Origin of the sequence: Pareuzebyella sediminis, assembly GCF_008367235.1 — a bacterium.
In the GTDB taxonomy this organism is placed as follows: domain Bacteria; phylum Bacteroidota; class Bacteroidia; order Flavobacteriales; family Flavobacteriaceae; genus Pareuzebyella; species Pareuzebyella sediminis.
Map to the genome: position 1 here is coordinate 60,143 of NZ_VTZS01000008.1, position 13,962 is coordinate 74,104.

General features: G+C 42.7%; 8 protein-coding genes. 5 read left to right on the forward strand and 3 right to left on the reverse strand.

The window, feature by feature from the left end:
- The first annotated feature begins 4 nt into the window (after window positions 1–4).
- Together F2B13_RS19980 and F2B13_RS19985 are read left to right on the forward strand one after the other, a co-directional pair.
- On the forward strand, window positions 5–1,096 hold the full coding sequence (locus tag F2B13_RS19980) for an amidohydrolase family protein (protein ID WP_149304969.1): 1,092 nt from the start codon (window positions 5–7) through the stop codon (window positions 1,094–1,096).
- A 182-nt stretch (window positions 1,097–1,278) separates the two neighbouring features.
- The gene (locus F2B13_RS19985) at window positions 1,279–3,225 is read left to right on the forward strand and encodes a DUF4832 domain-containing protein (RefSeq protein WP_198440175.1); all 1,947 of its coding nucleotides are present in this window, start codon (window positions 1,279–1,281) and stop codon (window positions 3,223–3,225) included.
- 399 nt (window positions 3,226–3,624) lie between these two features.
- Here the strand turns inward: F2B13_RS19985 and F2B13_RS19990 are convergent, their stop codons facing one another.
- Both F2B13_RS19990 and F2B13_RS19995 read right to left on the reverse strand, forming a co-directional pair.
- Entirely contained in the window at window positions 3,625–4,527 is a 903-nt protein-coding gene (locus tag F2B13_RS19990; protein ID WP_149304971.1) for an NAD-dependent epimerase/dehydratase family protein, read from the reverse strand.
- 104 nt (window positions 4,528–4,631) lie between these two features.
- Window positions 4,632–5,651, reverse strand: coding sequence for a hypothetical protein (locus F2B13_RS19995; RefSeq protein WP_149277734.1), 1,020 nt, complete (start codon window positions 5,649–5,651; stop codon window positions 4,632–4,634).
- A 354-nt stretch (window positions 5,652–6,005) separates the two neighbouring features.
- On the opposite strand from F2B13_RS19995, the gene F2B13_RS20000 reads away from it, so the two are divergent.
- The 3 genes from F2B13_RS20000 (at window position 6,006) to F2B13_RS20010 (ending at window position 12,185) form a co-directional block, all read left to right on the forward strand.
- The gene (locus F2B13_RS20000; RefSeq protein WP_149304972.1) at window positions 6,006–9,221 is read left to right on the forward strand and encodes a DUF1553 domain-containing protein; all 3,216 of its coding nucleotides are present in this window, start codon (window positions 6,006–6,008) and stop codon (window positions 9,219–9,221) included.
- A gap of 12 nt (window positions 9,222–9,233) precedes the next feature.
- Entirely contained in the window at window positions 9,234–10,691 is a 1,458-nt protein-coding gene (locus tag F2B13_RS20005; protein ID WP_149277736.1) for a DUF1501 domain-containing protein, read from the forward strand.
- 165 nt (window positions 10,692–10,856) lie between these two features.
- On the forward strand, window positions 10,857–12,185 hold the full coding sequence (locus F2B13_RS20010) for a c-type cytochrome domain-containing protein (RefSeq protein WP_149304973.1): 1,329 nt from the start codon (window positions 10,857–10,859) through the stop codon (window positions 12,183–12,185).
- Window positions 12,186–12,602: 417 nt separating this feature from the next.
- Here the strand turns inward: F2B13_RS20010 and F2B13_RS20015 are convergent, their stop codons facing one another.
- The gene (locus tag F2B13_RS20015) at window positions 12,603–13,706 is read right to left on the reverse strand and encodes an acyltransferase family protein (RefSeq protein ID WP_149304974.1); all 1,104 of its coding nucleotides are present in this window, start codon (window positions 13,704–13,706) and stop codon (window positions 12,603–12,605) included.
- Between the last annotated feature and the right edge of the window lie 256 nt (window positions 13,707–13,962).

Below are 13,962 nucleotides of genomic sequence, written 5' to 3' on the forward strand. Positions count from 1 at the left end.
TACTATGACTTACATGCACAAAAGGTCGAACCTATTGATCGTTTTTTTAATGATTACCGTGGTATTGACCGCCCAAACCGGAGATCTAAAACTACTTGATTGGCAACCAGTAAGCCAGATGGTGGTCAAAGAAACTAAAATCGTAAAAGCTAAATTTCCTGTTATCGACATCCACAGTCACCTGGGTAGGTTAGAAAACACAGAAAAGTACTTAGAGGAAATGGATAAAGCAGGAGTGTGGAAATGCGTAAGCTTGGATGGCAAATCAAAGGATGATTTTTATAAAGAGCATCTTAAGGTTTCACAATCCGTATCTGAAGATCGGTTTTTGGTCTTTTTCCGCCCTGATATGAGCAAAATCAATGAGCCGAATTTCGGTGTGAACGAGGCAAAGAAATTAGAAGAGGCAGTTAAGCTTGGGGCCCGTGGACTGAAGATATGGAAGGATCTAGGGTTGGGCATTAAGGATAAATCGGGAAAATTGGTCACGGTAGATGACCCCAGATTGGATCCTATATGGGCCAAATGTGCAGAGCTCGGCATACCGGTTGAAATTCATATTGCAGACCCCAGCGCCTTTTTCACCCCGCTCGATAAGTACAATGAACGGTATGATGAGTTGGGGAGCCACCCGGACTGGTCTTTCTTCGGGGATGAATACCCTTCAAAGGAAGAAATTCTAGAGGCCCGGAACAGGGTCATTAAAAAACACCCGAACACCATTTTTATCGGTGCCCATTTTGGTGCGCTACCGGAAAATTTGAAGGTGGTGGGGGAGTGGTTGGACACCTATCCGAACTTTTATGTAGATATAGATGCCCGTATTAGTGAACTAGGTAGACAACCCTATACCGCCCGCCGCTTTTTTCTTAAATACCAAGACCGGATTTTATTTGGAACCGATACCCCTTGCGACGCCGAAGCTTATCGTCTTTATTTTCGTTTTCTCGAGACCGATGATGAATATATCGATCCGACCCCGGCCCATAAACTCCAAGGCCGTTGGATGATTTACGGACTCTATTTGCCCGATGAAGTTTTGGAAAAAGTGTACAATAAAAATGCCCTGAAAATTTTCGATAGGTTTAAAGGGTAGTCTTTTTCATGTGCAAAATGGAGGTAGAAGGAAAGATACTGTAGGCTGTAAATCGTCAATAGGGTCGGAAGAACTAGCGATTATTCTTAAGGAAAAATAGGCGCGATTAAAAGGTAATGACACCTCTATGATGTATTAGGGTTGAGGCTATTAGGTATATGGATCAATTTCAAAATCAGGTTATGAAAAAAGTAGGACCCATGAATATGATGGAGCGCATCGCAATGGTGGCATTAGCAGGGTTGTTCTGTGTAACATGTGCACCCGATAGCAAAGACGCCCCTCTCGTACTGCAAGAGCTTAACTATACGGAGAATCCCATAGATATTCCGAATCCGGATAGGGGCGCCTATAGAGGTCGGTGGCAGAATATAGCGCCTCATTCGGTTAATGAAACGAACTCACCTTTTGGGATTACCCCTGAAGTCGATCACCGGGTTCCGGTCGACGCAAATTCGGTAAGATATCACGGAAGGCAGGTGCCTCCCGTTGAAGGCGATGATATAGAAGCGACCCAATTTTACAACGGGGATAATCAAAACGACGCCCCTTACATCGGAGGTACCGGGGTCTCCGCCCTGCCCGCCATTTCGTTTATGTGTTTTGACCTGTGTAATTTTTCTTCCAACGCCTTTCTCTCGGCCAAGGATGCTTTTGGGTATAAGGATGATGGATCGTTTGTAGATCCGGTCAGCGGAGCCGGACGAACAGGCAAAACCAGACCCTTGACCCCGTTTGCCCTTGATTATATAAGGGGCCTACTTCAAAAAGTGAGGACCGGGGACGGCGTGGCCTTTGTGAAATTTTCGTACGATGGCAACGGCTTTAATTATATCGAATCCCATAAGTATCCGAACCTCGATCTCACAAGTGGACTGATTCATGGCCCGGAGCCGACATTCGTAACCGAAAATAATCCATCGGCCAAGTGTACTGTACCAGGACATGAGGACAAAAACTGGATAGAATATCATATTTGGCAGCTAAAGCCCATTTTTAAGGAGTTCGAAGACATTATCATGTGTGTGAAGACGGGGATGCTCGGCCCTTGGGGCGAACAACACTCATCACCCGAAGCTCAAAATGTGGATGCCTATAAGACACTTCTGGATGCGTATCTCGACGCAGTTCCAGATTCACGAGCACTTTTGACCCATGCAGGCGGATTTCTGGCGTGGTACAATGAAACCTATGGTACCACCTATACTTTTACCAACATAGACGCTATGCCGGTTCCACCAAAAGATTCGCCCGAGGCACGTTTTGGTTTTTTCAATGATAGTTACGCCGCTGGAAGTTGGGGCGACAATGGCTCGCTTTCGGAAGGGAATTCCATGATCGATAAGCGATATGGCGGTAGTGAATATGATCGGTACCGGGTTATCACTTGGATAAACAAACAAAACCAGATCGTTCAAGGGGAAGGAGGTATCGGTGATAATGTGTTTGGCAACATGCCCGGCGCTATTTTGGAAGCCCAACAGCTACGAACAACGGCTTTGAACATGAGACACGGTCGCTACGACCGATGGAACGATTTTAGGTACAATGAAGCCAACGTGACGACGCCGGTGACGTTTCCGGCAAGTGGGGAAGAGCTACGGGAAGGGGCGTTCACCGGAGAGACCAAAACGACCATCTTCGACCCTGTATATGATGGGCGGACCGGATTGGAATACTTTCGGGACAGAATGGGGTATCGGTTCGTATTACGTGAGGCGAACGCCAGTGAATTCGTAGCCCGGAATGGTGTGCTTACGTTTGAAGGGAAGATTCAAAATGTAGGTTTTGGCAATGTGGTGAACAAGAAAAGGGTGTCGGTTATCTTAAAGGCCAAGGAGGGTTCCGATACTTTTACGGCAGCAACGAACCTTGATGCCAGGGATTGGCATACCGCCGAGGATGGAAATACCCGAGCGGACAATGAGGCGGCATGGCGTGATTTGAACTTCGCTATAGCACTGGCCGAATTTGAGGAGGTACCCTCCGGGGAGTATGATATATACCTAAAAATCAATGACCCCAAAGAACAAAGTGCAAATAAGCGTTGCATTCGGTTTGCGAACAAGGGGAATTGCTGGAACGCCGACCTTGGTGCTAACTTGATAGGAAGAACAAAAGTGCGGTAGACAGCATTCCCGTTTATAAAGGGAAGGAAAATAACCTCAAGCAAAGATAAGGAGCAGCACTTGGCTAAAGGTAAAACCTGTTCTCTAGAAAGAGGAGGTGCTCCATTTTTTTTTGATTTGTGTTGTGGTTCGGATGGTTTCATTTATACATCAGAAGAACAGGCAAGCCCCAAGGATTACAACACCGACAAACCGTACCGTAAATTCAATCATTGGGAATTGTAATTGGGGTGTGTAAAAAATACGTATGCAACAGTCATAGCTTGCCCCGTACTGTCGATAGAATTGGCAAATTACTTCAACTAAGGAGTGCATATCCCTCTGCCTATGCTATCCGCTCCATAATTCCCCTAATATTCACCCTAAATCAAGACCTTAAGTTAGGCTTTACGTTCGAAATCAGTCCCATTCCACGTATTTTCGCCAGTTATGTTCTTCCTTGAATCCAAGAACGTCACGTATTTTTCGATTCGAAAACAAAGCTTCGTGCTCTCCCAATTCCCGGCTAATCGGCACATTGGGAAAAAACCTTTCCACTAATTCCATAGAGGGGATAACGGCACTGTTGTTATCATTTCCTGCATTGAATACCTGATAGCCGAGGCCGTCTTTTTCCAAACATAAATGCACGATCTGCCCCAAGTCACGCGCATCTATATAGCAGAACGCATTTCTACGTCGAACTTCAGGGTTTTTAAAATAATAGGGGAAGAGTTCGGCATATTCATGAGGCTCGATCACATTCCCTATACGAAGGGCATAAATATCAAATCCCGACCGTCGTTGGAAGCCTTGGGCCGTTTTTTCATTTACAACCTTCGATAATCCGTAACTATCCATGGGGTCGACGTCATAATCTTCCTCTAGGGGAAGCACCTTAGGGTCGGTTTGGCCATCAGAAAAACAGATGCCATAGGTGGTTTCGGAGGATGCAATAATAATCTTTCTGATTCCGAGTTTAACCGCGGCTTCGATCACATTATAGGTGCCGATGGTATTGACCCTGAAAGTTTCATTATCCGGATTGATCAATATTCTGGGTACGGCGGCGAAGTGTACGACGGCATCGAATGTTGGCACGCCGTTCCCCGGTTCGAGTTCATCTAGACCTGCATACGATCTCATGGCATTGAACATTTGTCCGGAATCCGTAATATCGGCGATTAAGTTATCTACACCAGGGTAGTCCAGTGAAACCAAGTCTACGTTCATCACTCTGTGGCCTTGGTCAAGAAGGTAGGGAATGACGTGTTTTCCTGCTTTCCCAGATCCCCCGGTAAATAATATGCGCTTTTTGTTCATGTATCTTAGTATTTAAAAGTGGCTTTATTGGTTTTGATCTACTCAACAGAGTAGGTGCCGTTCACGATTTGAAAGATTAGTTCAGCGATTGGTAGGTCCGAGAATTACTTTGTCTTTGGCGCTGGGTTGATTTGAAATGATCGGGGTTTTGATTCCGTGTCCTTTAAAAAAGACTGGAATAATTCTTTGTGCTTTTTGGCATCGCTCCCAAAGTCATCGATAATCATACGCATTTGAGTATGTCGTCCTTCTCCGGCTTTAAAATCTTCACCGAACAAAGATAGATAAAGGCTACGGTGTCCGGCCACGTTATCATTTTCAGGATCACCTTTATAGGTTGCCCCTACGGCATACACATCTTCAGGGCGTCCCATAAGTATGGCGTCTACTCCATTTTTACTGAAAAAACCGAAAGGCATGGCGTATCTTCTACCTATTGCCATCCTCCAAAACCAGCGTCCTTTTTGGTGACGACCATCCGTTAGCAAGTTTGCACCTGCCTCGTCACGAGGAAAGAAGGGCCAGATTCCATGGATCATCGGCTGATCGATCACTCGGATTTGTTCCGCTTCGATTGGGCCAAACTCTTCCTTGGCCACGTATACACCAGACTCAAAGCCAGGTGCCATATAGGCCGATAACAAGATTTCGAATGCCGGATAGTTGGTAAGTGTTTCTACCCACATGTCCATATCAATGATGTTCGGTTGCCTGAACGTAAATTTCACTTTTACTTTAGCTTGCCGCCGAATTGTGGGCATCCATGTACATATGATACCGTCTTCCGTTGGTTCCAATAAGGGTTCTTCCACACGCAATTCGGTGAGGTATCCGCCCTCGATAAGTACCCTAAAAAAATTCAACATGCCGGTTCCCGCCATGCTTCCCTCATCAGGGCTGATCTTCGTGCCTGTTGGCTTGTGAATTACGTTACTGAAATGATGGCTTTTTCCATGCTCCTTCTGCAGATCGCAATTAAGAATGCCCGAGATACGCTCCAAAGAAAACTCCAACTCTTTTTTTTCGGGATGCCAAGTGCAAATAGACTGACTTGTAAGATGTAATGAAGCCATAAGAAAAAGAAAGAAGAGGATTTGTATTCTGTTCGTTTTGCTGTAAATCATACGTGTTGATTTTTTAATTTTTCCTAAAGATTCTAAACATGATGCGGTCTGGCAGATTGTAGTCTTAGCCTTTTTGAAGACGTACTCTTTTTCGTAAAGTGGTTAAATTAAACAAAATAGCTTTTAAAAGGGTATGCTACTTTAAAAAATAAGTCAAAGATATGGGTGCACTACTTTCTCCACCGATTTATGGGAACGGAACCTGTGGTATGCCTCCCAGAAGCGTTCCCTTGAAGATGATACCAGTAACAAACTCTTGAGAAAAGTGGAGATTTTCAGAAGCCTAGTACAATGAATTTGGATTCTATTTTAAAGTTGGGGTTTTTTTACTGAAATTTGAAAGAATGATATTTTATGTTAAGACGACAAATGCAGCATATAAAGATTTGGAATAGGGTTTCATGGATTTTTGTGATACTAGCTATATTTCTGTTAGGATGTGGTGAAGGCACATCTGAAAAGGGGTGGCCAACCGAACAAAAATTACCGGACCTAGTTGATTTTAATTTTCATGTAAAGCCTATTCTTTCCGATAAGTGTTTTGCCTGTCATGGACCGGATATGGCCAATCAGAAAGCCGATTTACGGTTGGATACCGAAGAGGGTGCATTTAAAACATTACTAGAATCAGGGGGCTACCCTATCGTGCCAGGTGATTTAGAGCATAGTATGGTGTATCAGCGAGTCACATCGACTGATCCGGACATTAAAATGCCACCTCCGGAGTTCAATGTTGCGCTATCGGAGTATGAAATTGAAGTCATAAAAAAATGGATAGAGCAAGGAGCGGAATATAAAAAGCATTGGGCTTTTACAGCACCATCGGAAGTTGAAATCCCGAAAATCAAAGAAAAAGATTGGGCACGCAACCCTATAGATAATTTCGTTGCGGATAAGTGGATAGAGCTTGGTTTACAGCAAGCTCCTGAAGCTACTAAGGAAGAATTGATACGCAGGGTTACCTTTGATTTAATTGGGTTGCCGCCAACTCTAGAAGAAGTTGACGATTTTGTCAGTGATGATTCTGCTGATGCCTTTGAAAAAGTGGTCGATCGGTTATTGGAGTCCCCTCATTATGGAGAGCGCATGGCGAGTAAATGGCTCGACGTCGCTAGGTACGCCGACTCACATGGGTATCAGGATGATCGGCCAAGGACCATGTGGCCATGGCGCGATTGGGTCATAAAGGCCTATAATGATAATTTGCCTTATGATGATTTTGTAACGTGGCAATTGGCGGGAGACTTATTACCCGACCCTACTTTTGAACAGAAATTGGCGACTGGCTTCAATCGGAATCATGGCATTACTCAAGAGGGCGGTGTTATTGAAGAGGAATATTTGACCGAATATGTGGCTGATCGCGTGCAAACATTCGGGACCGCTTTTATGGGACTGACCATGCAATGTGCCAGATGCCATGATCATAAATATGATCCGCTCTCTCAAAAAGATTTTTTCCAAGTATATGCGTTCTTCAATAATATTAACGAAAAAGGAAGGATTAGCTATTTCGACCTCGCGCCCAAGCCCGCTATGAAGTATGAAAACGAATTGTTGGAGAAGGAGATTTCCGATATCAAGAAAATGGTGGCCAAATTGGAAGAAGACCAATTTAATTTTGAACTTGAAATTGAGGATAGGAAATTGAAAAATTGGTACAAAACCTTAGATTGGGAAGAACTTAAAACTGAAAAATTGGAATCTCATTATAAAATGGATTTTCAGGAATCAGGATCCCTCAAGGATGAAGTTACCAAAACACTTGCCGGAACCTTGAATGATAAATTAGATGCTGACATCCCATACCCGTCCATAACCGAAGGCAAGTTGAACAAGGCCATTGAATTTAATGGAAAGAATACTCTGGTTATCGGGGATGTTGGAGATTTTGGGCATAATGAGGAGTTTTCCCTAGGGGGATGGATCAATTCTTTAAAAAAGAGCACGCTAAAAGCTGGCTTACTCTCTAGGAGAAATGGAGAGCTAAGTCAAGGAGGGTATGGTATCTATTTGGATACCGACAATAGTTTTGTTTTTGAACTTATCCATTCACAAAAACACAAAGTAGAAGTTAAAACAAAAACTAAAATCCCAATAAATGAATGGACCAATGTTTTTGCAACATACGATGGTTCCGGAAAAGCGTCCGGCGTAAAATTATTTGTGAACGGAGCGCAACAAAAGACCATCGTAGTCTCTGACAACCTAGAAGGTAAGAACATTTTGGTTGGTAATCCTGTAACTGTGGGCAATTGGATGACAAGGGCCATAAATAAAAGCGGATATGGCGGTTTCATAGGTTCGATCGACGAGGTATTCCTTTACGGTAGAGAAATAAGTCCTTTAGAAATAAAATACCTAATAGGGTCCAAACCTGATTTTGATCGGAGCTTGGTATATCGTATGTATCTGGACAAGGAAAGTAAGGAATGGAATCAGCTTAAAGAAAAATTATCGGATGTAAGAGGCAAGGATACAGAGATACCGTATGTAATGATTATGGAGGAATCGGATAGTATAAAACCGGCCTACATTTTAGATAGAGGAGTATATGATGCAAAAACGGAAGTTGTAGAACGCGACACCCCCGAAGCTATTCTTGAATTTTCCAAAGATTTGCCGCAAAATAGACTAGGTCTTGCCAAATGGTTGTTCGATAAAAAAAACCCACTAACCAGTAGAGTAACTGTTAACAGAATTTGGCAGACCCTATTTGGTAAAGGTTTGGTAGAAACCCCTGAAGATTTTGGGAATCAGGGAGCACTTCCGTCACACCCTAAACTACTCGATTGGCTTGCGCTTGATTTTATGGATAATGGATGGGACATCAAGAGATCTATTAAGATGATGGTCATGACCTCTACCTATAGGCAATCTTCAAGGGTTAGTGAGAAAAACTATAGAATGGACCCTGAAAATCGCTATTTGTCAAGGGGCCCCTATAAAAAACATACTGCTGAAATGATGCGGGATCAGGCGCTTGTTGCCAGTGGATTACTTCATGATAAAATTGGGGGTAAATGGGTAAAACCATATCAACCTGCAGGAATTTGGAAGGAATTGGCAAACCAGATCGGCGAAAACAAATACAGGGCCGGCAAAGGACCGGATTTATATAGAAGGAGCATATACACCTACTGGAAGCGGACCATACCCGTACCTTCAATGCTTACCTTTGACGCTTCTGAAAGGGCCATGTGTACCGTAAAACGTCAAGCCACAAGTACCCCTTTGCAATCCCTCGTTCTTTTGAACGACCCACAGTATATCGAAGCCTCTCGAGTGCTTGCAGAGCAGGTTGTAGATACAGCCGAAGCACCATCAGAGTGGATAAAAAAAACATTTAAAAGAGTAATCTCAAGATTGCCTTCCGAAAAGGAAGTGGAATTGTTGATGGAGATTTACGATACCGAGTTGGCCAGATTTAATGTAGAGGCAAATAACGATGCCAAAATTATTGCTATCGGTGCTTCCAAGGTCGACAAAGAAATCGATAAAAGTAAATTGGCCGCCATGACAGTCGTCGCAAGTGCAATTTTTAATCTAGACGAGGCCAAACATTCGTAAAAATCAGTAATTATGAGCGACCCATATTCAGAACACCTGCATAGAATGAATCGGAGACATTTTTTGTCAAAAACCAGCTTGGGTATAGGAGGCTTGGCTTTGGGTTCCTTAATGGGGTGTGTTCCGAAAAGTACCGATTTGTTGACCGGATCAGATTCAAAAGCACTTCCCATGCCCCATTTTGCCCCAAAAGCAAAAAGGGTTATTTATCTTTTTCAGAGCGGAGGGCCTTCTCAAATCGAACTCTTTGATTACAAACCTCTTCTTATGAAAATGAGAGGGCAAGATCTACCCGAATCTGTACGACAGGGGCAACGATTAACAGGTATGACCTCTGGTCAATCTATATTTCCATTAGCCCCTTCGATATTCGATTTCAAACAACATGGCCAAAGTGGTGCCTGGGTAAGTAACTTAATGCCGCATACGGCCAAAGTGGTAGATGACCTTTGCTTTATCAAATCTATGCATACCGAAGCCATCAATCATGACCCGGCCATTACATTCTTTCAAACGGGATCGCAACAAGCTGGTAGACCCAGTATAGGTTCTTGGTTAAGTTATGGCTTGGGCAGTATGAATGAAAACCTACCCACGTTCAGTGTTTTACTTTCTAGAGGTGCACAACGCCCCCAACCCATTTACTCAAGACTTTGGGGGAACGGATTTCTTGCTTCCCTTCACCAGGGAGTACAGTTTAGATCGGGAAAAGACCCGGTCTTGTATTTACAAAACCCCGAGGGAATTACTTCGGCATCTCGAAGACATGTATTGGATGTACTGGCAAAAATGAACGATATAAGAATGAATGAATTCGGTGATCCCGAAATCCAATCTAGGATTGCACAGTATGAAATGGCCTATAAAATGCAAACATCGGTACCCGAGGCGACCGACCTTTCCGATGAACCTGATGAGGTATTTGAATTGTATGGAGAACAAGCAAGGAAACCAGGAACCTATGCAGCTAATTGCCTTCTAGCTAGGAGAATGGCTGAAAGGGATGTGAAGTTTATACAATTGTATCATATGGGATGGGATCAACATAGCGATTTGCCAATGAATATTACCTCGCAGTGCAAGGATACCGATCAAGCTTCGGCGGCTTTGGTGACCGATCTAAAAAGACGGGGACTCTTAGATGATACCCTGGTGATATGGGGTGGTGAATTTGGACGTACCAATTTTAGTCAAGGAAAGTTGACAGAGACCAACTACGGACGAGATCATCACCCAAGATGTTTTACCATTTGGATGGCCGGTGGTGGAATTAAACCTGGCATTACCTATGGGGAAACGGATGAATTCAGTTATAATATTACTAGAAACCCTGTTCATGTTCACGATTTTCAAGCTACCCTTTTACATCAGATGGGGATCGATCATGAAAGACTGACCTATAAGCATCAGGGAAGAAGGTACCGGTTGACCGATGTACACGGGAACGTTGTGAAAGATATTCTGGCGTAGATATGTGTCTATCTTCCGTAACATCATAACGAAAATACTTTTGAATCATTTGATTGCTTCATTCATAAAGCATTAGTGTAAATCGCCATGGTGATAAAAAAAAGCATCCATAAATTAAAAGGAAAAGATCAATAAAGCCCTCAGTTAGGTGGGCTCTACAGCGCTATGGAAAATGAAGTAAGCGATTTTATACTGTTCATCGGAAGATTTCACCCTTTGGTTGTGCATTTACCAATAGGTTTTTTAATTATTGCAGGTATTCTCCATATGGGGAGTAAATTCAACTCTTTTCGAAATTCTGCCCATATTGTTGACTTCACCCTACTCTTAGGTGGAATAAGCGCTGCGTTGGCCTGTATCTTGGGGTATATGTTATCGTTAGAAGGGGGATATAACGAGGATGCCGTATTTCTGCATCAATGGGCAGGCATTGGCCTCACAATTTTTTCCTTTGCCCTGTTGGTGTATAGAAAGAAAGGTCAAGGTAGAAGCAAACCACTTGTTCAAAGGATAGGGTTTGTTCTTGTACTGATACTTCTAACCTATACAGGGCATCTAGGGGGTAATTTGACCCATGGCTCATCGTACTTGTTTCAGTATGCTCCCAATATGGTGAGAAAAGTTGCGGGATTTTCGCCCAAAGTCGACCGTAGCTATAAAAAAATCACTCATATCGACTCTGCCATGGTCTTCGAAGATGTGCTTATGCCTATGTTAGATGCCCGATGTATAAGTTGTCATAATAGCGACAAACAAAAGGGAGAGCTTTTGCTCACTTCTTTCGAGAATATGATGAAAGGAGGAGAATCGGGTCAGGCCATCGTGCCAGGGAGTAGTGTGACCAGTGAGCTGTATAAACGGATCACCCTGGCACATGATGACGAAGACTTTATGCCTCCCGAGGGAAAGACACCGTTATCGAAAGCTCAGATAGGTATTATTGAATGGTGGATTGATGCCGGGGCAAAATCTAAAGCTACTTTGGTAGATCTTGGGGCTAGTGGAGAAGTTAAGGATAGAATTGAAAAGTATCTAGAGATTGGCAAATACAAGACCGTACTCAACGATCCCATAGACCCTATCGATCAGTCAACCATCGATAATTTGATATCATCTGGTTTTAATGTTGGCCCGCTCTCCGAAAACCTAAATTATTTAGATGTATCCGTAACTATTGGCCAACAAATAACCAGAAAACAACTCGAAGTCCTCAAGGAGGTAAGTGAACATATTGCCTATCTTGATTTGAAGAACAGTGGCATTACCGATAATCATTTGGATATCATTAATTCATTTTCAAACCTTATTAGATTAAGACTTGATAGGAATAATATTACGGACGCAGGAATCGGGAAATTGGCCAACCTTGAAAATCTTGAATATCTAAATCTCTCCTTTACAAATATTACCAATGAATCGCTAGTTCTGGCGCAAAAATTTAAAAATCTAAAGCAAATTTACTATTACAATACCTCGGTAAAAGGTTCTGAATGATGAAGGCTAAAAAACTAGTATAGCTGACGGATGAAGACTGGCTTGGTTTTTTCTTTTTATTTTTCAAGTCTATGGTTTTCTATTCTAGCCCCATTCATCAATAGATAACAAGTGAAGGAAACTTCACCGATAGCTGCTGAGACACCGACTAGATAGGCTAAGACAAGTTGATGGCCGGGAAAAATAAAATTCTAAGTTCTCTACAGATAGCCCCCAGCAGTTACAACCATTAACGTGCCCTAGCGCAAATTCTTTACTTTTAGCTCAGTGTGGTGACAAATAGCAAGAAAAGTCCGCTTTAGCTGAATGTGGCCTACGGTTACGGTCTTGATAAACAATCGTTTTAACGTAGTTTCTATTTTTAGAACCCTTATGAGGTTTAAAGAAAGTAGGTACAATATGTTTTTAATTTTGCCTCTACACTTTAATAAAAGTATTGTTTTTATACATATACCATAACAACAGATAGAGAATGCCGAAACCTCCCGTTGTGGTTATCATGCCGTAATAAGCACCCGTATATTGCTCCAACCCGAACAAAAGGAAGTCTGCAATCTTGGCAAAATTAATCACATGGGAAAGTACATATGCGGTGATGGCATTCATGCCGATTACTTTTAAAGGAAATGACCATTTGGTTTTGCCCTGTACATCAATAATCCAATAGAAAAACGCCAGGAATAGATAGCAAACTCCTGATGATGCCAGCACAAAGGAGCTGGTCCATATTTTTTTAATAATGGGATGCCATATTCCCCAAATCAATCCTAGTGCTATTCCAAGTAGGCCAGCGACGAATAAGTATGACGTAATTTTTTTTCGGGGAAGATTTGATTTGATTAATTCACCTGCAAAAACTCCTGACAAGGTCGTGGCTGTAAATCCAAACCCGGTAAGTAGCCAGGTATACTGAAGGCCGTCGTCAAATTTCCCAAAAACCAAATGATCGACGTATAGCGCAAAATTACGATTTGGCAGCAAGACGCTCTTTCCCACATCCGGAACGTGGGGAATCGTCAAAAGCAACGCATATATAATAAGGCAAGCGGCAAACGTAAAATAGAGCCATTTTCTTTTAAGGTGAATATATGCAATACATGAAAAGAAGTATCCAACGGCTATAGCCTGTAATGTATTGCTGAAAATGTGAAACTGCGCTGCATCAAGGGCCAATAAATTACCCTGAACAATCCAACCAAGAATAAAGAGTATGATAAAACGCTTGATTAGTTTCCGATAAATAGAGGTCATTGACGTGCTTGCTTGCATCCTTTTGGATAAAGAAAATGGAATTACCGCCCCAACAACAAATAAGAACAAAGGCATGATGATATCATAGAACGTAGAACCAAACCATTCCGGATGGTCAAATTGTTCTGCTAAAAATTCAGTAAAGGGAGTGCCTGCCCCCTGATTTAGGCCGATAAAAAATCGATCTGCAAAAATGATCAATAGCATATCGAAACCCCTCAAGACATCAATTGAAAGTATCCGATTTGGTTTGGCTACGTTTTCATTCATAAAAATTCAGTTTAGTTGGTTCTAACGGGAGCCCTTGCAGAACCCCCATTTCGTATAAAAATAGTGCATTGATTTTGATCCATAGCGATGTGATGTGTGTTTTGTGGATGGATTTTTGGAGGTGAAACCAGTGGTTCTGGAAAAGAAAGCGGTCCAAAATGGCCCAAATGGCTCCGATTTGTGGATATGCTTCAAATCCAAGCGGTTCCAACCTACTCTTAATGCCATAGGATCTGGGATTGCCATAAGTCTTTTC

Bases quoted from the DNA above. Each gene is read 5' to 3' on its own strand.
- F2B13_RS19995 (WP_149277734.1), bottom strand. From the start codon at position 5,651: ATGATTTACAGCAAAACGAACAGAATACAAATCCTCTTCTTTCTTTTT.
- F2B13_RS19980 (WP_149304969.1), top strand. From the start codon at position 5: ATGACTTACATGCACAAAAGGTCGAACCTATTGATCGTTTTTTTAATG.
- F2B13_RS20000 (WP_149304972.1), top strand. From the start codon at position 6,006: ATGTTAAGACGACAAATGCAGCATATAAAGATTTGGAATAGGGTTTCA.
- F2B13_RS19985 (WP_198440175.1), top strand. From the start codon at position 1,279: ATGAAAAAAGTAGGACCCATGAATATGATGGAGCGCATCGCAATGGTG.
- F2B13_RS19990 (WP_149304971.1), bottom strand. From the start codon at position 4,527: ATGAACAAAAAGCGCATATTATTTACCGGGGGATCTGGGAAAGCAGGA.
- F2B13_RS20005 (WP_149277736.1), top strand. From the start codon at position 9,234: ATGAGCGACCCATATTCAGAACACCTGCATAGAATGAATCGGAGACAT.
- F2B13_RS20010 (WP_149304973.1), top strand. From the start codon at position 10,857: ATGGAAAATGAAGTAAGCGATTTTATACTGTTCATCGGAAGATTTCAC.
- F2B13_RS20015 (WP_149304974.1), bottom strand. From the start codon at position 13,706: ATGAATGAAAACGTAGCCAAACCAAATCGGATACTTTCAATTGATGTC.